The sequence below is a fragment of the Roseobacter sp. HKCC-CH-9208 genome (genome assembly GCF_037805125.1).
Taxonomy (GTDB): domain Bacteria; phylum Pseudomonadota; class Alphaproteobacteria; order Rhodobacterales; family Rhodobacteraceae; genus M30B80.
In genome coordinates this window covers 1,692,251-1,711,634 of record NZ_JBBLYK010000001.1, presented here as the reverse complement: position 1 = coordinate 1,711,634, position 19,384 = coordinate 1,692,251, and the positions used below count along the sequence as shown (strand labels likewise).

Annotated in this window: 20 protein-coding genes and 1 pseudogene; 13 read left to right on the top strand and 8 right to left on the bottom strand. The window is 57.1% G+C overall.

The window, feature by feature from the left end; all coding sequences use genetic code 11:
• The first annotated feature begins 1 nt into the window (after position 1).
• The 11 genes from ybgC to folD all read left to right on the top strand — a co-directional run bounded on the left by ybgC (position 2) and on the right by folD (position 11,790).
• Positions 2 to 391, top strand: coding sequence for a tol-pal system-associated acyl-CoA thioesterase (gene ybgC, locus AAC621_RS08620; RefSeq protein WP_340254345.1), 390 nt, complete (start codon positions 2 to 4; stop codon positions 389 to 391).
• A gap of 182 nt (positions 392 to 573) precedes the next feature.
• Positions 574 to 1,266, top strand: a complete 693-nt coding sequence (gene tolQ / locus AAC621_RS08615) for a protein TolQ (RefSeq protein WP_317655619.1) — start codon at positions 574 to 576, stop codon at positions 1,264 to 1,266.
• A complete protein-coding gene (gene tolR, locus AAC621_RS08610; protein WP_340254342.1) occupies positions 1,266 to 1,757 on the top strand; it encodes a protein TolR in 492 nt (163 codons plus the stop codon). Before tolQ ends, tolR begins: the two co-directional genes overlap by 1 nt.
• A 5-nt stretch (positions 1,758 to 1,762) precedes the next feature.
• Complete coding sequence (locus AAC621_RS08605; RefSeq protein ID WP_340254339.1) at positions 1,763 to 2,770, top strand: hypothetical protein; 1,008 nt, start codon at positions 1,763 to 1,765, stop codon at positions 2,768 to 2,770.
• Positions 2,767 to 4,113 carry a Tol-Pal system beta propeller repeat protein TolB gene (gene tolB, locus AAC621_RS08600; RefSeq protein ID WP_445322500.1) on the top strand — a complete coding sequence of 449 codons (1,347 nt, stop codon included), beginning with the start codon at positions 2,767 to 2,769 and terminating at the stop codon, positions 4,111 to 4,113. Before AAC621_RS08605 ends, tolB begins: the two co-directional genes overlap by 4 nt.
• Positions 4,114 to 4,238: 125 nt before the next feature.
• On the top strand, positions 4,239 to 4,736 hold the full coding sequence (pal, locus tag AAC621_RS08595; RefSeq protein WP_340254337.1) for a peptidoglycan-associated lipoprotein Pal: 498 nt from the start codon (positions 4,239 to 4,241) through the stop codon (positions 4,734 to 4,736).
• 5 nt (positions 4,737 to 4,741) lie between these two features.
• The gene (ybgF, locus tag AAC621_RS08590; RefSeq protein WP_340254334.1) at positions 4,742 to 5,623 is read left to right on the top strand and encodes a tol-pal system protein YbgF; all 882 of its coding nucleotides are present in this window, start codon (positions 4,742 to 4,744) and stop codon (positions 5,621 to 5,623) included.
• Positions 5,620 to 6,915: a tRNA lysidine(34) synthetase TilS gene (gene tilS, locus AAC621_RS08585; protein WP_340254331.1), complete on the top strand. Its 1,296-nt coding sequence runs from the start codon at positions 5,620 to 5,622 to the stop codon at positions 6,913 to 6,915. The genes ybgF and tilS overlap by 4 nt, the downstream gene beginning before the upstream one ends.
• 80 nt (positions 6,916 to 6,995) lie before the next feature.
• On the top strand, positions 6,996 to 8,912 hold the full coding sequence (gene ftsH / locus AAC621_RS08580; protein ID WP_340254328.1) for an ATP-dependent zinc metalloprotease FtsH: 1,917 nt from the start codon (positions 6,996 to 6,998) through the stop codon (positions 8,910 to 8,912).
• Between the two features lie 202 nt (positions 8,913 to 9,114).
• Positions 9,115 to 10,791, top strand: coding sequence for a formate--tetrahydrofolate ligase (locus AAC621_RS08575; protein WP_340254325.1), 1,677 nt, complete (start codon positions 9,115 to 9,117; stop codon positions 10,789 to 10,791).
• A 105-nt stretch (positions 10,792 to 10,896) separates the two neighbouring features.
• On the top strand, positions 10,897 to 11,790 hold the full coding sequence (gene folD / locus AAC621_RS08570; protein ID WP_340254322.1) for a bifunctional methylenetetrahydrofolate dehydrogenase/methenyltetrahydrofolate cyclohydrolase FolD: 894 nt from the start codon (positions 10,897 to 10,899) through the stop codon (positions 11,788 to 11,790).
• Here folD and pdeM read toward each other — a convergent pair.
• Genes pdeM through AAC621_RS08555 form a run of 3 tightly spaced genes read right to left on the bottom strand, consistent with a single transcriptional unit; the run spans position 11,780 to position 15,129 of the window.
• Complete coding sequence (pdeM, locus tag AAC621_RS08565) at positions 11,780 to 12,454, bottom strand: ligase-associated DNA damage response endonuclease PdeM (RefSeq protein ID WP_340254320.1); 675 nt, start codon at positions 12,452 to 12,454, stop codon at positions 11,780 to 11,782. The two genes, folD and pdeM, sit on opposite strands and share 11 nt — an antisense overlap.
• 41 nt (positions 12,455 to 12,495) lie before the next feature.
• On the bottom strand, positions 12,496 to 14,901 hold the full coding sequence (locus tag AAC621_RS08560; RefSeq protein ID WP_340254318.1) for a ligase-associated DNA damage response DEXH box helicase: 2,406 nt from the start codon (positions 14,899 to 14,901) through the stop codon (positions 12,496 to 12,498).
• Between the two features lie 42 nt (positions 14,902 to 14,943).
• Positions 14,944 to 15,129 carry a hypothetical protein gene (locus AAC621_RS08555; RefSeq protein ID WP_340254316.1) on the bottom strand — a complete coding sequence of 62 codons (186 nt, stop codon included), beginning with the start codon at positions 15,127 to 15,129 and terminating at the stop codon, positions 14,944 to 14,946.
• A gap of 14 nt (positions 15,130 to 15,143) precedes the next feature.
• On the opposite strand from AAC621_RS08555, the pseudogene AAC621_RS08550 reads away from it, so the two are divergent.
• Positions 15,144 to 15,269, top strand: a pseudogene (locus tag AAC621_RS08550) (lytic transglycosylase domain-containing protein); the annotation flags it as partial.
• A gap of 3 nt (positions 15,270 to 15,272) precedes the next feature.
• Here the strand turns inward: AAC621_RS08550 and AAC621_RS08545 are convergent.
• From AAC621_RS08545 to AAC621_RS08535, 3 genes are all read right to left on the bottom strand, one after another.
• Positions 15,273 to 15,899, bottom strand: coding sequence for a CoA transferase subunit B (locus tag AAC621_RS08545; protein ID WP_317655652.1), 627 nt, complete (start codon positions 15,897 to 15,899; stop codon positions 15,273 to 15,275).
• 3 nt (positions 15,900 to 15,902) lie between these two features.
• A complete protein-coding gene (locus AAC621_RS08540) occupies positions 15,903 to 16,607 on the bottom strand; it encodes a CoA transferase subunit A (protein WP_317655654.1) in 705 nt (234 codons plus the stop codon).
• Between the two features lie 100 nt (positions 16,608 to 16,707).
• The gene (locus tag AAC621_RS08535; protein ID WP_340256415.1) at positions 16,708 to 17,820 is read right to left on the bottom strand and encodes a class II histone deacetylase; all 1,113 of its coding nucleotides are present in this window, start codon (positions 17,818 to 17,820) and stop codon (positions 16,708 to 16,710) included.
• Positions 17,821 to 17,918: 98 nt separating this feature from the next.
• On the opposite strand from AAC621_RS08535, the gene AAC621_RS08530 reads away from it, so the two are divergent.
• Positions 17,919 to 18,185: a DUF167 domain-containing protein gene (locus AAC621_RS08530; RefSeq protein WP_340254313.1), complete on the top strand. Its 267-nt coding sequence runs from the start codon at positions 17,919 to 17,921 to the stop codon at positions 18,183 to 18,185.
• Here the strand turns inward: AAC621_RS08530 and AAC621_RS08525 are convergent.
• Together AAC621_RS08525 and AAC621_RS08520 are read right to left on the bottom strand one after the other, a co-directional pair.
• The gene (locus AAC621_RS08525) at positions 18,182 to 19,060 is read right to left on the bottom strand and encodes a DMT family transporter (protein WP_340254310.1); all 879 of its coding nucleotides are present in this window, start codon (positions 19,058 to 19,060) and stop codon (positions 18,182 to 18,184) included. The two genes, AAC621_RS08530 and AAC621_RS08525, sit on opposite strands and share 4 nt — an antisense overlap.
• Positions 19,061 to 19,069: 9 nt before the next feature.
• On the bottom strand, positions 19,070 to 19,309 hold the full coding sequence (locus AAC621_RS08520) for a hypothetical protein (protein ID WP_317655657.1): 240 nt from the start codon (positions 19,307 to 19,309) through the stop codon (positions 19,070 to 19,072).
• Between the last annotated feature and the right edge of the window lie 75 nt (positions 19,310 to 19,384).

Genomic DNA, 19,384 nt, shown 5'->3' with positions numbered 1-19,384 from the left:
CATGACGCATCACTGGCCCATCCGTGTTTATTACGAAGATACCGATCTGGCGGGGATCGTCTATTATGCCAATTACCTAAAATTCATTGAGCGCGCCCGCAGCGAGATGGTGCGCGACCTTGGCATTGATCAAGCGGCGCTAAAGGCCACCCAAGATATCGTATTTGCCGTGCGCCGCGTTGAGGCTGATTACCGCGCTCCCGCAAAATTCGATGATGAATTGGTGGTTGAAACCAAAATTCTGCGCGCAAGCCCTGTGCGCTTGGAATTGAGCCAAGATGTCATGCGCGCAGGCACCGTGATCTTTGCCGCCAAAATCACCCTCGCCACGATCAATGGTCAAGGCGGCGTGGCGAAACTGCAGCCCGAAGTGCTGTCGAAATTCCGCTAAGCCCTGAAAGCAAGGATTTGCTAATCACGCGGGCTTGAGCGCGCGCCCATTCCCAAGTGATTTTGAACCTGATATAGGTGCATGTGACCCCATACTGAGTGCCGCAAAAAGAACGGCGCCGATTTGGGGGTGCTTTGCTCAAAAGGCAAGGTCGGGCATTGAGGCAAATAGAAAGAACGGGCATGGACGCTACAACGCTTAGCATGGCGCAAGAGGCTGATTTCACCCTCATGGCGCTGTTTTTCCGCGCATCCTTTATTGTGCAGGCCGTGATGATCGCACTGATCGTGGCCTCCGTTTGGGTCTGGGCGATCACGATCAACAAATTTCGGATTTATCGCCGCGCAAGGCAAAACACAGCGGATTTTGACGCGGCTTTTTGGTCGGGTCAGCCGCTTGATTTGCTCTATGATCAAATCGCGGAAAGCCCGCAATCGGCCGCGGAACGTGTCTTTGTGGCCGGCATGGCCGAATGGCGCAACTCGCTGCGTGACGATGGCGCGCTCATCCCTGGTGTGCAGCAACGCGTGGATCGCTCGATGGATGTGGCGATTGCCCGCGAAGCAGAGCGCCTAACCGCGGGCTTGACCTTCCTTGCCACAACAGGCGCAACGGCACCGTTTGTTGGCCTCTTTGGTACAGTTTGGGGGATCATGCGATCCTTCCAAGAAATCGCGATTTCTGGCAACACATCCCTTGCCGTTGTGGCGCCTGGTATTGCCGAGGCCCTGCTTGCAACGGGTCTTGGCCTGTTGGCCGCGATCCCTGCCGTGATTTTCTACAACAAACTGTCGTCCGACTCAGATCGGATCATTGCAGGCTATGAGAGCTTTGCAGATGAGTTTTCCACCCTCTTGTCACGGCAGCTTGACTGATGGGGGCCTCGTTTGCGCAAAAATCGGGCGGCGGTCGCAGACGCGGCCGCAGACGGGAGGGCAGCAGCCGCGCCATGTCCGAAATCAACGTCACGCCCTTCGTGGACGTGATGTTATGCCTTTTGATCATCTTCATGGTGGCCGCCCCGTTGATGACTGTTGGTGTGCCGATTAACCTGCCAGACACCGCCGCAGAAGCCCTGCCGAGTGAGGAAGAAGAACCGCTTACTGTAACCATCGCCCCCGATGGGCGGGTGATGATCCAAACCACCGAAGTTTCGCGGGATGAACTGGTCACGCGGCTGTTGGCCATTGCAGGCGAGCGCGACAGCACGCGCATTTTCCTGCGCGCAGATGGCGCCATTTCCTATGAGCAAGTGATGCAAATCATGGGCGCGCTGAATGCGGGCGGCTTTCGCGAAATCGGCCTTGTGACCGATTCGGGCGGGCCTGCGCTGGATGGCGCGGCGGGCAGCGGGCCTGAGGGGTAGGTTTGATGCGGCGGGAGCTTTATGTCTCGGCTGGGCTGCACATCGCGCTGCTCTTATGGGTGGCGTTTGGAGATATTTTGTTTCACCGCAACACGGAAACCGATTTTCAGGTGACGGGCGTTCAAATCATCTCAACCGCTGAATTTGAAGAACTCACCCAAGCGGCGAGCCTGCCGCCTGCGCCCGAACCTGCGCCAGAGCCAGCGCCAGACCCTTCACCGCAACCCGAGGTGCAACCACAGCCCCCAGAAATCAGCGCACCCCCTTTGGGCGCAGAGAATGCGCCCCCGTCAGACACGCCAACACCTGAGGCTGCGCCGCGCGTGGCACCAACACCCGCGCCTGCACCGCCGCCTGACGCCGAAATCGCGCCGACTGTTGTCGAGGCAACCCCTGAGCCTGATGCACAGAGTGAAACACCCGTTGAACAAGAGGTGGCCCAAGCCCCCGAAGCCGCAACGACCCAGATCGTAACAGAGGCCGAAACACCCGCAGCAAGCCTTGCACCGATTGCGTCACCTGTGCCGACCGCACGGCCACAGCGCCCCACACCCGAACCAACACCCGAACCAGAGCCGGAGCCTGAACCTGAACCCGCGCCTGAACCTGCTGACCCGCTCGCTGATGCGATTGCGGCGGCGGTTGCAGATGCGGTCAGCGCCCCTGCGACACCCTCCGTCCCCTCTGGCCCGCCCCTCAGCAGCGGCGAGGTGGATGGTTTGATCGCGGATGTGCGCGACTGTTGGAATGTGGGCGCGCTATCCTCCGAGGCGCAGCGCACAATTGTCACCATCTCGGTCACCTTGGGGCAAGATGGGCGGCCAGATGCGGGGTCTATCCGAATGATCGACAGTTCTGGTGGCTCGGATGCATCGGTCTCCCAAGCATTTGAAGTAGGACGCCGTGCGATTTTGCGCTGTGGCGCAAACGGGTTTAACCTGCCTCCAGAAAAATATGACCAATGGCAAACCATCGAGATGGTCTTCAACCCTGAACAGATGAGGCTGAGATGAAGGCGCAGTTGATTACAGTTTTTCGCGGCTTGGGGCTGTGCCTTGCGCTTGGCGCAAGCAGCCTACCCGCATGGGCCCAAGGTGCAGGCGGGCCTTTGCGAATTGAAATCACCGAAGGTGTGATTGAGCCGCTCCCCTTCGCCCTGCCTATCTTTATCGCGGATACGCCCGACATGGCCGATGCCGCCCAAGATATCACGCGGGTGATTGCCGCCGATCTGCGTGGCACAGGCCTGTTTCGCGAAATCCCAGCCGAGGCTCATATTTCCACAATCACCAGTTTTGACAGCCCCGTGCAATTTGCCGATTGGCAAGCCATCAATGCCCAAGCCCTGATCACAGGTTCGGTGGGCCGCACCCCAGAGGGGCAGATGGTTGTGCGCTTTCGGCTTTTTGATGTGTTCTCGCAACTGCCGCTCGGGGATGGGCTGCAATTCGTGGCAACACCCGAAACATGGCGGCGCATGGCGCATCGGGTGGCAGATCAAGTCTATAGCCGCATTACAGGCGAAAGCGGATATTTCGACACACGCGTGGCCTTCATCAACGAGGAAGGGCCCAAAAACGCGCGGCTCAAGCGTCTGGCCCTGATGGATTATGACGGCGCGAATGTTCAATATCTAACAGATAGCAGCGCGATTGTTCTTGCGCCCCGCTTTTCGCCAGATGGGCGCAGCTTGCTCTACACATCCTATGAAAGTGGCACGCCGCGCATCTATCAGATGGATATTGCGAGCGTGACCCACCGTCCTTTGGCCGATCTTCCTGGAACCATGACCTTTGCCCCGCGCTATTCCCCTGACGGGCAGCGCGTTGTGTTTTCGGTCGAACGGGGCGGAAATAGTGATATTTATGTGCTTGATTTGGTCACGGGCACGCAGACACGTTTGACCGAAGCGCCTTCGATTGAAACGGCCCCAAGCTTTTCACCAGATGGCAGCCAAGTCGTGTTTGAAAGCGACCGCTCTGGCAACCAGCAGCTTTACATCATGCCTGCCACGGGTGGCCCTGCGCAGCGTATCAGCCGCGGCAGTGGTCGTTATGGCACCCCAGTCTGGAGCCCGCGCGGCGACTATATCGCCTTCACCAAACAAGAGTCAGGACGGTTCCATATCGGCGTGATGCGCATTGATGGCAGCGAAGAGCGTCTTTTGACAGCGTCTTTCCTTGATGAAGGGCCAACCTGGGCGCCGAATGGGCGCGTGGTTATGTTCACCCGCGAAACTGCAGGCACAAATGGGGCGCCTGCGCTTTATTCGGTCGATATTTCGGGGCGCAACCTTCAGCGTGTCGCTACACCGGGAATGGCGTCCGATCCCGCTTGGTCGCCGCTGTTGCAATAACCCGCACGTGATTGGCCAAATCATTATGCCCGATTCACAACGCGCTTTGGACATGTTACACAGGGCCAAAGCGGTGCCCACAATCGGGGTGGAATGACCTGCCCCTTGTCTTAGGAATGTAAACGATGAAACTTTTGGTAAAATCAACTTTGATGGTTGCGATGCTTGGTCTTGCAGCCTGTTCGCAAGCAGGGCTTGGCGGCAATGGCGCAAGTGGCCAATATGGCGCGGGCGCAGGCGGGAATTTCGACCCTGCAAGCCCCGAATATTTCAACCAAACCATTGGTGACCGCGTGTTCTTTGCGGTGGATCAATCGAACCTGTCGGCTGAGGCAATTGCGACCCTAGACCAACAGGCAAACTGGCTGTTGAGCAACCCAAACTACACCGCGATTATCGAGGGTCACGCGGATGAACAAGGCACGCGCGAGTATAACCTTGCGCTTGGCGCGCGCCGCGCGGCATCGGCACAGGAATATCTGATCAGCCGTGGGGTGGCCCCCAATCGTCTGTCGACAATCTCTTATGGTAAAGAGCGCCCGATTGAGATTTGCTCGAACGAAGCGTGCTATAGCCGCAACCGGCGCGCGGTGACGGTGATTGCCGCTGGTGCGGGGGCCTAAACGATATGCTCAAGCGGGCGCTGATCTGCGGGGTTATGGTCATTGGCCTTGGGGGCGGCATGCCGCCCCAAGCGGCCTTTGCCCAAACTGACCAAGCCCAAAGCCTTGCCGATATTCGGCAAGAGCTATCGGTGCTTTACTTCGAGATACAGCGCCTCAGGCTTGAGCTCTCAACAACGGGCGGGCCAAGCCTGCCCGCAGGAACGGCGAACCCGCTTTCGCGGCTTGATGCCATTGAGGCGGAATTGCGCCGTATGACCGCCGCAACCGAAACGCTGCAATTGCGCATCGAGGCGATTGTGGGTGACGGCACCAACCGCATTGGTGATCTGGAATTCCGCCTGTGTGAATTGGAACCTAACTGCGATATCGCAACGCTGGGTGATACGCCCTCCTTGGGCGGTGTTGCCCCCAGTGGGGACACAGGCACGCCCTTGGGCCAAGGCAGCACCCTTGCGCCCGCGCCAAGCACCGGCGGGGCCAGTGATGGCCCGCAATTGGCCGTTGCAGAACAATCGGATTTTGACCGTGCCCTTGCGGCCTATGATGCGGGCAATTGGGCAGAGGCCGCACAAGCCTTTAGCCGCTTCGCAGAAACTTATCCCGGCGGCCCGCTGTCGGGCGAAGCACATTTCCTGCGCGGTGAGGCCGAAGTCCAGCAAGGGGCTTGGAGCCGTGCAGCCCGCGCCTTTCTTGACAGTTTCTCAGGCAGCCCCGATGGCCCTCGCGCGCCTGCGGCCTTGGCCCGCCTTGGGCAATCCTTAGGCGAATTGGGCCAAATTGAGGAAGCCTGTATCACGCTGTCGGAGGTCGCTACGCGCTATCCAGAGGCACGCAGCGAAATTGCGACTGCCGAAGCAACGCGCGCGGCGCTTGCGTGCAATTGAGCCTAAGCGATAAATTTCACAGTGAGATGGCGCGGCTATGCCCCGCGCCTTTACCGCCAGTTTTGGCCATCATGGTTTCAGGTGGCAGCGATAGCCTTGCCTTGATGATGCTGGCCCATGATTGGGCCGTAGAGATGCGCCAAGACCCTGACAATGGCCCCGTGACGCTGATTGCGATTACTGTGGATCACGGACTACGCCCCGAAAGCGCCGCTGAGGCGGAAGGGGTGGCGAAAATCGCACATGATCTTGGGATTGATCACGTCACATTGCAATGGAAATGGGATGGCGTGGGCAACTTACAGGCCGCCGCGCGCGCTGCGCGCTATAGTCTTGTTCAAGAATGGCGCAGACGCAAACGGCCTGAAATTGGCGCGATCCTTGTGGGCCATACCCGTGATGATCAGGCCGAAACCTTTTTGATGCGCCTATCGCGCGGATCGGGCGTTGAGGGGTTGGCCGCGATGAAAGCCTTGCCGCTATCGCATAAGGCCGCAGATGCGGCAGGGGCTGCCCCGGTTATTCGCCCAATCCTTTGGGCGTCCCGCGCTGACCTGCGTGCGGCCCTGCAAGCGCGCAGGATGCAATGGATCGATGACCCCTCAAACGATAACGAAGATTATCTGCGCGTGCGCACGCGCAAAGAGATGCGCGATCTGGCCGAAATTGGTCTTGATGTCGACACCCTCACGCGCACGGCAGACCACATGGCCCGCGCCAGCGTTGCACTTTGGGCGCGCGCGGCGGATGTGGCCCGCGATGTTGTCACCGAACCCTATCCAGGCATTCTGCGGTTTGACCTTACGCGCCTTGAACGGATTGAAGAAGAAACCCAATTGCGCCTCTTGGCACATGGGATTGGGTGCTTGACCCAAGCCCCCTACAGGCCCCGCCTCAGCAGCCTAGAGGCCTTGGCAGAAGCCGCATATGCGGGGCGCGGGGCAACGCTTCAAGGGGTGCAAAGTTTTGTGCAAGATGATGCGCTGATCTTGGTGCGTGAATTGCGCGCAGTGGCCGATTATGAATGCCCTGCAGATGGGGCGTCAGCATGGGACGGGCGGTGGCGCATCAAAGGGCGCCGTTTGGGCGAGGCTGTGATCCGCCCCATGGGCGCGCAAAGCCTTGCTGCGCTTGAGTTGCCAAAGGGTTTGCCAAAGGCCGCGTTTCAGTCTTATCCCGCGCTTTGGGCGGGCCAAGCCTTGGTTGCCGTGCCCTATTTGGCGCGCGAGGGACTATGCGCGCCGCAATATGATCCATCGGCAGAGTTCCACCGATCTATATTATCGCATTGAAGTCAGCCAAAGCTTCCTTATCTTAGAGGGAACGCAAGCGCGCATGTGGCGCGGCTGCCGCGAAAGCGAGGAGAATTCTCTTGGGCAATGCTCGTAATATCGCCTTTTGGGTCATTTTGTTTTTGTTGATCCTTGCGCTGTTCAATCTGTTCAGTGGCAACCAGTCATCGGTCAATGCCCGATCAGTGGCTTATTCTGATTTCATCTCTCAAGTCGAACAAGGCTCGGTGAGCACGGCAACGATAGATGGCGAAGCAGTGCAGTTCACCACTTCGGAGGGCACATTTGAAACCACCCGTCCTGCGGACAATGACATCGCCACCGCCTTGATTGACCAAGGCGTGCGGGTCGAGGTTCGCCCACAGGAGCAGTCGGGGTTTATGTCCATTTTGTCGCTGTGGCTGCCCGTTCTGGTTCTCATCGGAATCTGGATTTTCTTCATGAATCGCATGCAAGGCGGCGGTCGCGGCGGGGCAATGGGTTTTGGAAAATCCAAGGCAAAACTGCTGACCGAGAAGCATGGCCGCGTCACCTTTGACGATGTTGCAGGCATTGATGAAGCCAAGGAAGAATTGGAAGAAATCGTTGAATTCCTAAGGAATCCGCAGAAATTCAGCAAGCTTGGTGGCAAGATCCCCAAGGGCGCGCTGCTTGTCGGCCCTCCTGGAACGGGTAAGACCTTGCTTGCACGCGCCATCGCTGGCGAGGCGGGTGTGCCCTTCTTCACCATCTCTGGCTCTGACTTTGTCGAGATGTTCGTGGGTGTCGGCGCAAGCCGCGTGCGCGATATGTTTGAGCAGGCCAAAAAGAACGCGCCTTGTATCGTCTTTATTGACGAGATTGACGCGGTCGGGCGCTCACGCGGTGTTGGCTATGGCGGCGGCAATGATGAACGCGAGCAAACCTTGAACCAGCTTCTGGTTGAGATGGACGGCTTCGAGGCCAACGAGGGTATTATCATCGTGGCGGCGACCAACCGCCCAGATGTTCTTGACCCTGCCCTTCTGCGTCCAGGTCGTTTCGACCGTCAGGTGCAGGTGCCCAACCCAGACATCAAAGGCCGTGAAAAAATCTTGGGTGTTCATGCGCGCAAAGTGCCTCTTGGCCCGAATGTCGATCTGCGAATCATCGCACGGGGCACGCCAGGCTTTTCGGGCGCTGATTTGGCCAATTTGGTGAATGAAGCCGCTTTGATGGCGGCCCGCGTCAATCGCCGCTTTGTCACGATGGAAGATTTCGAGAATGCCAAAGACAAGGTGATGATGGGGGCTGAACGCCGCTCAATGGTGATGACTGAGGATGAAAAACGCCTTACCGCCTATCACGAAGCGGGCCACGCGGTGGTTGGATTGAACGTGCCGCAGCACGATCCAATTCACAAAGCGACAATCATCCCGCGCGGTCGTGCCTTGGGTTTGGTTCTCTCCCTGCCTGAACGCGATCAACTGTCAGTCAGCTACACAAAATACACCTCGAAAATCGCAATGGCGATGGGGGGCCGTGTGGCTGAGGAATTAGTGTTTGGCAAAGAGAACGTCACCTCTGGGGCGGCCTCTGACATTCAACAGGTCAGCCGCATTGCGCGCGCCATGGTCACGCAATTTGGCTATGCCGAAGAGCTAGGCTATGTCGATTACGCGAATGAGCAGCAATCCTATTTGGGCTCTTATGGCGGCGGCACGAACCATTCGGCGGCCACGCAAAAGATCATTGACGACAAGGTCAAGGAATTGGTGGATCAAGGTTATGAGACCGCCAAGCGCATTTTGACCGAAAAGCGCGATGATCTTGAGCGTTTGGCACAAGGTCTGCTTGAATATGAAACCCTCACAGGCTCTGAGATCACCCGTGTTGTCGCGGGCGAACCTTTGAACCGAGGCGATGATGGGGATGACACAGGCACAGGCGGTGGCGCCTCGATCACCGCGATTCCAAAAACCAAATCGCGCAAACCGCGCAATGACAATGGCGGGATGGAGCCTGAACCCACGCCCTAAGCGGCCATGGTTTTCTAGACCACAAGACACCCCCCGATCCGTTTCGATCTGGGGGTGTTTTCATTTCTACGCGCTCTGCTTCTGGCGCACCACGGCGCGAAAAGGTCGAAAACAGTCCGCGCGATTCAGAATCGCCTCCCTATAGTCGCGCTGAATTCGACCTTTTTTCTCAACCCCAAACTATGAATGGGACACGCGCATCATGGCCTTCAAAACCGACATCGAAATTGCACGCGCCGCAAACAAACAGCCAATCAAAGAGATCGGCGAAAAGCTGGATATCCCATATGCGGCGCTGCTGCCCTATGGGCACGACAAGGCAAAAGTGTCTCAGGATTTCATCGACAGCCTTGAGGGCCGCGACAATGGCAAGCTGATCCTTGTAACTGCGATCAACCCCACCCCTGCGGGCGAAGGTAAAACCACCACCACAGTGGGGCTTGGGGATGGTCTTTGTGCAATTGGCAAAAAGGCCGCGATTTGTATCCGCGAAGCCTCGCTTGGGCCAAACTTTGGCATGAAGGGTGGTGCAGCTGGCGGTGGCTTGGCGCAAGTTGTCCCAATGGAAGAAATGAACCTGCATTTTACAGGCGATTTTCATGCGATTACGGCGGCGCATAACCTGCTCTCTGCGATGATCGACAACCATATCTACTGGGGCAACGAGCTGCAGATTGACGAGCGCCGCGTGGTCTGGCGCCGTGTTCTCGATATGAACGACCGCGCCTTGCGCGATGTTGTGACCTCGCTTGGCGGTGTGTCCAACGGTTTCCCAAGGCAGACAGGGTTTGACATCACAGTGGCCTCCGAAGTGATGGCCATCTTGTGCTTGGCAGATGATTTGGCGGATTTGCAGCGCCGTTTGGGGGATATGATCGTGGCCTATCGCCGTGACCGCAGCCCGATTTACGCACGCGACATCAAGGCCGATGGCGCAATGACTGTTCTGCTCAAAGATGCCATGCAGCCAAACCTCGTGCAGACCCTCGAGAACAACCCCGCTTTTGTGCATGGTGGCCCCTTTGCCAATATCGCGCATGGCTGTAACTCGGTCATTGCCACCAAAACCGCGCTGAAATTGGCGGATTATGTGGTCACCGAAGCGGGCTTTGGTGCGGATCTCGGCGCTGAAAAATTCATGAATATCAAATGCCGCAAAGCAGGGCTTTCGCCCGATTGCGTGGTCTTGGTTGCCACTGTGCGGGCAATGAAAATGAATGGTGGCGTTGCTAAGGCTGACTTGGGCGCAGAAAATGTTGAAGCGGTCAAAAAAGGCTGCCCAAACCTTGGTCGCCACATTGATAACCTCAAAGGTTTTGGTGTTCCTGTGGTTGTCGCAATCAACCATTTCTACAGCGACACAGATGCCGAAGTCGCCGCCGTTCAGGACTATGTGAAATCACTGGGATCTGAGGCCATCTTGTGCCGCCACTGGGCAGAAGGATCAAAGGGGATCACCGACCTTGCGACCCGCGTGGCGCAATTGGCGGATAGCGGTTCTGCTGCCTTCCAAACGCTCTATGCCGATGACATGCCACTGTTCCAAAAAATCGAAACAGTGGCCAAGCGGATTTATCGCGCGGACGAGGTGTTAGCGGATCAAAAAATCCGTGATCAGCTCAAAGCATGGGAGGATGCAGGCTATCAAAACCTGCCCGTCTGTATGGCAAAAACACAATATAGCTTTACCACAGATCCAAACCGCCGCGGCGCACCAACAGGCCATTCCTTGCCCGTGCGCGAAGTGCGTCTTTCGGCAGGTGCAGGGTTTATCGTTGTGATCTGCGGCGAGATCATGACCATGCCTGGCCTGCCGCGCGTCCCCAGTGCGGAGAATATCCGCCTGAATGACGCAGGCGAGGTTGAGGGGCTGTTCTAAGCGCCTTTTTCAATAACGCGATCCCCGCCCGTTGCAGCAGTAACGCGGTGGGGATATGTGTCTTGCCAATAGACCGAAAAACGACCCCGAATAAGGAATGACGCCATGACCGCCCATATCATTGACGGCAAAGCTTTCTCGGCCAAAGTTCAGCAAATGGTGACTGACCATGTGACCGCAATGAAAGCAGATCATGGCATCACCCCAGGCCTTGCTGTGGTGTTGGTCGGCGAAGATCCTGCAAGCGAGGTTTATGTGCGCTCAAAAGGCAAGCGCACAGTTGAGGCGGGGATGAATTCCTATGAACACCGCCTTGATGCCACAACCTCGCAGGCGGAACTTCTGGCCTTGATTGATCAATTGAACGCGGATCAATCGGTGCATGGTATTTTGGTGCAATTGCCCCTGCCTGACCACATTGACAGCGCGCTTGTGATCAATGCGATTGATCCTGCGAAGGATGTGGATGGATTCCATATTTCGAATGTGGGTCTGCTTGGAACGGGGCAGAAATCCATGGTGCCCTGCACGCCATTGGGCTGCCTGATGATGTTGCGCGATCATCACGGCAGCCTTTCTGGCCTCAACGCTGTGGTTGTTGGGCGCTCGAATATTGTGGGCAAACCTATGGCGCAACTTTTGCTTGGCGACAGCTGCACTGTCACCATCGCCCATTCCCGCAGCAAGGATTTGGCCGCAATTTGCCGTGGCGCAGATATTCTGGTGGCCGCTGTCGGCCGCCCCGAGATGATCACGGGTGTCTTCGTCAAAGAGGGGGCTACGGTGATTGATGTGGGCATCAACCGCATCGCCACCCCTGAGGGCAAAACCCGCCTTGTCGGCGATTGTCATTTTGACAGCTGCGCGGCCCAAGCGGGCGCGATCACCCCTGTTCCTGGCGGTGTCGGGCCAATGACCATTGCCTGCCTTTTGGCTAATACGCTCACCGCCTGCGCGCGCAGCCATGGCTTGCCCGAGCCCGAAGGGCTTACCGCTTAAGCGGGATCATGACAGGCGGCTGTCCCAAAACGATGGCCGCCGCATCTGCCCCCAATAGCCCGGCAAAGGCGGGATCATCGGCCCAAAGACCGCCCGTATAAGCCCCAAATGCGGGCAAGATCAGGCGCTGTGCATCCATCAAAAACGCAGCGCGCGACAGGCTACGCCCACGCAAAGCCACGCGCATTTTTGGATGATAATGACCTGAAATCTCAAACCGCTCTTTGGGTAAATCAGCCCGCGCGATATGGCGCAGGATAAAGGGCGGCGTTTCAAATTCATCCAGATGTTCGCCCGAAAGATTTACAGGGCCTGCATCATGATTGCCCAAAATCCAAACCCATTTGCGCCCTGCTTGGATGGGCCCTAAACGCCGCGCCAAATAGGGCGAGAGGTTCCGCGCGGCCTCTAGGTCGTCAAAACTATCCCCCAGACAGATCACCACAGCGGGATCATAGGTGGCAATCTCTTCCGTCAATCGCGCAAGGGTTTCAGGGGTGTCATAGGGCGGCAATAACCCTGCACCACGCCGCGCCATCCGTTCAGATTTTCCCAGATGAAGGTCGGACACAATGAGAACATCCGCCTTTGGCCAATAAAGCGCGCCTTGCGGCGTAGCCAAAAGGCGTTCCATGCCAAACTGAAATTCAAGATGGGCTTGCATCGCCTATAGATGCGCCAAGCCAAAGACAGGGGCAAGCCCCCTCACCTGTGACCAAGCGCGGCTTGGGGCAGGAATTTTGCGGCTTCTTCCTCCAACAGACGTTGATCGGCAGAACCATGGACAGGGATGCGCCCCGCCTCAAGCAACAAGGGCGCTGCAAATGGGCTGACGCGGGGCAGCGCGATATGGTCAATACGCCCGCCTACGCGGGCCAACATTTCATCAATGCGACCAAAATCGACCAACCCCCGCAACGCATCACGGCGCGTCATCTCAAGTAAGATATGGTCGCTGTCATATTTGCGCAGCGTGTCATAAAGGATATCTGACGAAAACACAGCCTGCCGCCCTGTTTTCTTGGTGCCATTCACGCTGCGCTCGATCAGCCCAGAGATCAACGCAACCGCCTTGAAACTGCGCTTCATGACGGCGTTTTCTGACAGCCACCCTTCAAAGGCCGCACGCAATAAATCAGGCGCAAAGAGCGGCCTTGGATCAGCTATGGGATCAAGCCCCCAAATCAGCGTGGCATAATCATTGGCCACAAAGCCCATCGGGGCGAGACCCAGTTGATCCATGCGATGGGTCAGAACAAGGCCAAGGGTCTGCTGTGCATTGCGCCCCGCAAAACCATGCACACAAAGATGTGCGCGGCCCTCATGGGGGTAGGTTTCCACCAGCAATCGGTCACGCTGCGGCAAGCGGGACAGGCGCGTCTGATGATCCAGCCAGTCGGCAATATGGGCGGGCAAACCCGACCAATCGCCACTTTCCAATCGCGCCAAAATGCGATCAGAGAGTTGTAGGGAAGTTGCGAATTTCGTTCCCATGAATGTTGCAATTTTCGGCCGCTTTTGGGGGCTTGGGCTGACCTCAACCACCAATTCGCGCATGCCCTCATAGCGCACGATCTGCCCCCCGATGAGGAAACTGTCGCCTTGGCGCAATTGCGCGGCAAAGTTTTCTTCAACCTCGCCCAAAGGTGCCCCGCCGCGCCGTTTGGCCATGCGCACTTTCAACCTGTCGGTTTCGATAATCGTGCCAATATTTTGGCGGATGCGCGCCGCACTGCGTGGATCTCGCAAAGCTAGCGTCCCATCGGGCCGCGTGACCAGTCTTTGCCAGCGATCATAAGCGCGCAGCGCGTAGCCACCTGTCGCGCAAAACTCCAAGGCGCGGTCGAACTCGGCACGGGTCACGCCCGCATAGGGCGCGGCTGAGGTGATCTCGGCATAAAGATCATCGGGTGCAATCGGCCCTGCACAGGCACAGATCAAGATATGCTGGCACAGAACGTCCAGCCCGCCCTGACGGATGGGGTCATCTTCAAGCTCGCCATCGCGCACCGCCTCAAGCGCCGCTTGGCATTCGAGATATTCAAAGCGGTTGGCGGGCAAAATACGCGCCTTAGATGCAAGATCAAAGCGGTGCCCCGCGCGCCCGATGCGTTGCACAAGGCGCTTAACCTCTTTGGGTGCACCAATTTGGATCACCAGATCAACATCGCCCCAGTCGATCCCCAGATCGAGACTGCCTGTGCAGACGATTGCGCGCAGGCTGCCCTCACTCATCGCGGCCTCGACCTTAGCGCGGGCCTCGCGCGACAACGCGCCGTGATGGATGCCAATCGGCAGGGTGTCCTCATTGGCCTGCCACAATTCGTGGAAAAACAGTTCGGCATTGGCGCGGGTGTTGTGAAAGATCAGCGTGGCGCGATGGCGTTTAATTTGGTTATAGACCGCCTGCACGCCATATCGCCCGCCGCCCCCCGCCCATGGGGGCGGGATATCCGCCTCAAGAATGGCGATATCGGGCGCGGGGCCTTGCGGCGCGGTGATGATCTCAGCCCCGCTGTCCGGCGCCAAATAGGCCGCGATTTGAGAGGGGTCTTTTACTGTGGCGGACAAACCCACACGGGTCATCTGGGGGGACAACCGCGCAAGCCGCGCGAGACACAACATCAGTTGATCGCCCCGTTTGCTGTCAATCAGCGCATGAATTTCATCTAGAATAACCCGCTTCACCGAGGCAAAAATTTTATCCGCGTCAGGATAGGACAATAACAGCGCAAGCGATTCAGGCGTGGTCAGCAAAATCTGAGGCGGGTCAGCGCGTTGACGCCGCCGCATATGGGCCGATGTATCACCCGTTCGATCCTCAATACGAATATCAAGGCCCATATCGGCAACAGGGATCTGAAGATTGCGCCTGATATCTGCCGCAAGCGCCTTGAGCGGCGAGATGTAGAGCGTGTGCAGCCCTTGTTTGGGTGCATGGATCAAATCCACAAGCGAAGGGAGAAAGCCCGACAGGGTTTTGCCCGCACCCGTGGGGGCGATCAAAACCTGCGCAGGTGATGTCGCGCGCAGCATCGCGCGCTGATGCGGGTGCATCTGCCATCCGCGCGTAGCGAACCAATTGTCAATTTGGGCAGGCAATGCGTCCATACCCCGATCATAGGGCGGCCCGCCTGCCCGTCCAATCAAAGATCAGATTTGCGCCGCGCCTAATCCAAGATAAAGGATCAATGTGCCCGCTAAGGCCACGCCCATAGGAAACAATTTTCCGGCCTCCCAACTGGCCCATGTTGCGGTAGCCTTGCGGATCAAGGTGATTTTGCCCGCGATACGATGCACCAACCACGACGCCAACAAAACGCCTGCAAAAAGAACCAAAAATGCTGCCCATCCCGTTTGCCGAGACCCGGGCCTATGTGCCAAAAGTGGCTGGGGTGTGGCAGGTGGCGCGGCTGTTATGCATCACGCCACCTGAATTGATTTCGGATGGCTGCGTTTTTGCAACCATGCAGCCCTAAGGGTCAGACAATATGCGCCTCTGTTGCCGCGCGCAGTTCAGCTTCGGTGACACCATCGGCCAGTTGCACGATCTTGAGGCCGCCTTCGACCACATCCAGAACGCCCAAATTGGTGATGATACGATGCACAACGCCCGTTCCTGTCAGCGGCAAGGTGCAAGATTTCAAAACCTTGCTTTCCCCATGCTTGTTGGTGTGATCCATCACAACCACAACACGGCGCACGCCTGCGACCAAGTCCATCGCGCCGCCCATACCTTTGACCAATTTGCCAGGGATCATCCAATTGGCAAGATCGCCCGTCTCAGACACTTCCATCGCGCCCAAAATTGCCATCGCAATCTTGCCGCCACGGATCATCGCAAATGATGTTGCGCTGTCAAAATAGGCGGTATGGGGCAATTCAGTGATCGTCTGCTTACCCGCATTGATCAGGTCTGGATCTTCCTCACCCTCATAGGGGAAAGGCCCCATGCCCAGCATTCCGTTTTCGGATTGCAAGGTCACGGTCATGCCTTCTGGAATATAATTTGACACGAGGGTTGGAATCCCGATGCCAAGGTTCACATACATCCCGTCTTCAAGTTCTTGTGCCGCGCGGGCGGCCATTTGATTGCGATCCCATGGCATGGATTAGGCCTCCTCACGCTGGCGCACAGTGCGCTGTTCAATTCGTTTCTCATGCTGGCCCTTGATCAAGCGATGCACGAAAATTCCAGGCAAATGGATATGATCAGGGTCTAGGCTGCCCGCGGGCACGATTTCTTCGACCTCCATGATGCAAACCTTGCCACAGGTCGCAGCAGGCACATTGAAGTTCCGCGCGGTCTTACGGAAAATCGCATTGCCCGTTTCATCAGCCTTCCACGCTTTGACGATAGATATATCCGCGAAAATCCCTTCCTCAAGGATATAGGTTTCGCCGTTAAAATCTTTGTGGTCTTTGCCTTCGGCAATCACTGTGCCCACACCTGTCTTGGTGTAGAACCCCGGAATGCCTGCCCCCCCTGCGCGCATCCGCTCGGCCAAAGTGCCTTGGGGGTTGAATTCCAGTTCCAATTCACCCGCCAGATATTGGCGCATGAATTCTGCGTTCTCGCCCACATAAGAAGACATCATCTTTTTGATCTGGCGTGTGGCCAGAAGTTTGCCCAAACCAAAATCATCAACGCCCGCGTTGTTGGAGGCCACGGTCAAATCTTTAACACCGCTGTCCACGATGCCATCAATCAGCAATTCAGGAATCCCGCAGAGGCCAAAGCCGCCTGCCGCGATCAGCATTCCATCCTGCAAAAGGCCATCCAAAGCCTCAGCAGCAGAGCCATAGATTTTCTTCATCGGGTCTCACCCTTTTTCCAAAAAGATTTGTGGCAAATTGACCCGCAACCTGCGCAGTGTCAACGTGCTGCAATGCAGCAAATATCAGTTTGCGGGTCTGTTAGCGCATATCAGAAAGGCTTGCTTCCATCTCGGCGATCCATTCGCTCACAAATGCATCAAACCGCATATCGGGTTGCTGTGCGGTGATCCGTTCTGACAAAGGATCAGGGGCGGTGATGCGACTGCCGCTCATAACCTCCAGAACCGCATGGGCGCAGAACGGCACGTGCAATTCGGAATAACCGCCTTCATGCACCATCACGAGGCGACCCTCGCACAGCGCGTCAGCCGCGTCCCGCACCTGTTCTGCCATCGCACGGAACGTGTGGCTGCCTGCCATCATTCGCCCCAAAGGATCAACACCTGACGCGTCAAACCCACAAGCGATGATAATCACATCAGGCGCAAAGCGTTCCAATTCGGGGATCACCAAACGCTCCATCGCCTCAAGATAGGCATTATGCCCGCCCCCGGGGGGCAGCGGGATATTGAGGTTAAACCCTGCCCCAGCACCCGATCCACGATCCTCAAACGCACCGCTATCGCGGGGATAATTGCGATCTTGGTGAAGGGAGATGGTCAGAACATCATCACGATCATAGAAAATCGCCTCAGTTCCGTTGCCGTGATGCACATCCCAGTCAATCACGGCACATTTCGTGGCCAGCCCTTCGGCCCGCGCGGCCTCAATCGCGATGGCGATATTGGCAAGGAGGCAAAACCCATTGGGAAAATCAGGCAAACAGTGATGCCCTGGCGGACGAGACAGCGCATAGGCATTCTCCAAATCCCCCTCAAGCACTGCAAACAGGGCTGATTTGGCCAAACCGGCAGACAGGGCTGCAATCTCGAACCCATCGGGGCCGAAAGGTGTGCGCAACCCCAACTCGCCCCCACCCTGCGCTGAGATATCTTGAAACTGGCGCAAATAGGTTTCGGGATGAATGCGCAAAATATCTTCATCGGTTGCAGGATCCGCATGGCGGGGCGCAAGTTCAGACCACAGTCCCGTGATCTCAAGTAGGTTTTTCAAGCGCCGCTTCGTTTCAGGATTTTCGGGCAGGCCGCCTGCGGCAAGAGGTTGAACCAATCCGCCCACAGGGGCGAGAAAGGCATAATTGCCACCCGAATGCCAAAAGCAGCGCTCATCCCAGAAAAACCCTGTTGCCATGATCAAACCTTTCCTCATCACCAAATCCACCGCGCGCATCTTGCACCCTAAGAGACAGAGTGCAAGTTTGCTGCTCATTGGCTTTTGAGAGGCACCCCTTGCGCAAATCCCTACCCGACCTCAGCGCCTATGCGCAGACCGGCATACGGCTAAATTTACGTGTCACCGCAAAGGCCGCGCAGAACCGTATCGTGGTCGAAGAAGACCTGTTGCGGGTCTATGTGACCCAAGCACCCGATAGCGGCAAAGCAAATCGTGCGGTTCTAAAACTCTTGGCTCAGGCAATCGGGATCGCGCCCTCATGCCTGACGCTGATACGCGGCGAGACGGATCGGAACAAAGTGGTTGGCGTGAATATGGGCTAAACACTGCGGCTTTGCCAAACCGTATAAAGGCCCGAGGCAACAATAATCAAACTGCCAATCAAGGTCAGGGCATCGGGACGTTCGCCAAACACGGCCACGGCCAAGATCATCGCGAAAACCAAACGGGTATACCGAAATGGGGCAATAACTGCAATTTGCCCTGTTCGCATGGCCATAGTCAGGCACATATAGGCGGCAACGCCAAATAAGATGGCAGGCCCTGTCAGAACCATGCCGCCCGCGCCTAGTGGGGCCACGCCGCCCTGATAACCCCAAACGATACCGCCTGCGATGCTCAGCATGATAAACCCGTAAACGCCAAGCTGCGCCGTTGTCATGCTCTTTGGTGCGGCGCGTGTCGCCAGATCACGGCCAGCAAAGCCGATCATGCCCAAGACCGCGAAGAGGGACTGCGGTTCAAACGCGTCCAGCCCAGGCCGTAGGATTAATAGCACCCCAACAAACCCTGCGCCAATCGCCGCCCATTGCCGCCAGCCCACGGTTTCGCGAAAGACCATTACCGCCCCCGCCGCCACCACCAAAGGTGTGGCTTGCAAAATCGCACTGGCCGAGGACAGGGGCGTTAAGGCAATCGCGACCGTGTAACATACCCGACCCGTTATTTCGAACAAGGCACGCCACGCCATGGCGCGACCAAAGGCCTGAGGGTGCAAGATCACCTCGCCCCGAAGGCGCGCCATGGCCACAAAGGCCAACAGCCCACCAAGCCCAAAGGTCACCATAACTTGGCCCAAGGGAATATGCGCCGCTGCCGCCTTGATAAAGACATCCTCGAGGGTAAAGGCAAGCATTGCCAAAACCATGAACAAACTGCAGCGCAAATTGGCCGCGTGATGGGATGTATCAGGGGTCATTGGGGGGTCTTAGCGGGTCGGGCGATCAATCCGATACACCCCTTCTGGCAAGTTCAGCGCTGCCGCCAACTCCCGCAACTGCGCCATAGAGATTGAGATTTTCTGAATGCTATCACTGCGCGGGTCATATTGTTCAACCTGAACGACCTCTTCAAAAGCCGTCAGCACGACATCCTCTTGGAGCGGGCTTTCCCCCTCATCCATCAAGGTTACAACCGTGGCGTCAAAATCATGCTCAATGCTAAACATAAGATCACGCTAGGGGGGAATTTCCCTCTTGGCAATCATGTGATCCTCTCGTGATGAGAATTCGATTGAGATATC

Bases quoted from the DNA above. Each gene is read 5' to 3' on its own strand.
- AAC621_RS08525 (WP_340254310.1), bottom strand. From the start codon at position 19,060: ATGACCCCTGATACATCCCATCACGCGGCCAATTTGCGCTGCAGTTTG.
- AAC621_RS08535 (WP_340256415.1), bottom strand. From the start codon at position 17,820: ATGGCAACAGGGTTTTTCTGGGATGAGCGCTGCTTTTGGCATTCGGGT.
- AAC621_RS08545 (WP_317655652.1), bottom strand. From the start codon at position 15,899: ATGCCATGGGATCGCAATCAAATGGCCGCCCGCGCGGCACAAGAACTT.
- AAC621_RS08560 (WP_340254318.1), bottom strand. From the start codon at position 14,901: ATGGACGCATTGCCTGCCCAAATTGACAATTGGTTCGCTACGCGCGGA.
- ybgC (WP_340254345.1), top strand. From the start codon at position 2: ATGACGCATCACTGGCCCATCCGTGTTTATTACGAAGATACCGATCTG.
- ybgF (WP_340254334.1), top strand. From the start codon at position 4,742: ATGCTCAAGCGGGCGCTGATCTGCGGGGTTATGGTCATTGGCCTTGGG.
- AAC621_RS08540 (WP_317655654.1), bottom strand. From the start codon at position 16,607: ATGAAGAAAATCTATGGCTCTGCTGCTGAGGCTTTGGATGGCCTTTTG.
- tolR (WP_340254342.1), top strand. From the start codon at position 1,266: ATGGGGGCCTCGTTTGCGCAAAAATCGGGCGGCGGTCGCAGACGCGGC.
- AAC621_RS08605 (WP_340254339.1), top strand. From the start codon at position 1,763: ATGCGGCGGGAGCTTTATGTCTCGGCTGGGCTGCACATCGCGCTGCTC.
- pdeM (WP_340254320.1), bottom strand. From the start codon at position 12,454: ATGCAAGCCCATCTTGAATTTCAGTTTGGCATGGAACGCCTTTTGGCT.
- AAC621_RS08575 (WP_340254325.1), top strand. From the start codon at position 9,115: ATGGCCTTCAAAACCGACATCGAAATTGCACGCGCCGCAAACAAACAG.
- folD (WP_340254322.1), top strand. From the start codon at position 10,897: ATGACCGCCCATATCATTGACGGCAAAGCTTTCTCGGCCAAAGTTCAG.
- AAC621_RS08520 (WP_317655657.1), bottom strand. From the start codon at position 19,309: ATGTTTAGCATTGAGCATGATTTTGACGCCACGGTTGTAACCTTGATG.
- tolQ (WP_317655619.1), top strand. From the start codon at position 574: ATGGACGCTACAACGCTTAGCATGGCGCAAGAGGCTGATTTCACCCTC.
- pal (WP_340254337.1), top strand. From the start codon at position 4,239: ATGAAACTTTTGGTAAAATCAACTTTGATGGTTGCGATGCTTGGTCTT.
- tolB (WP_445322500.1), top strand. From the start codon at position 2,767: ATGAAGGCGCAGTTGATTACAGTTTTTCGCGGCTTGGGGCTGTGCCTT.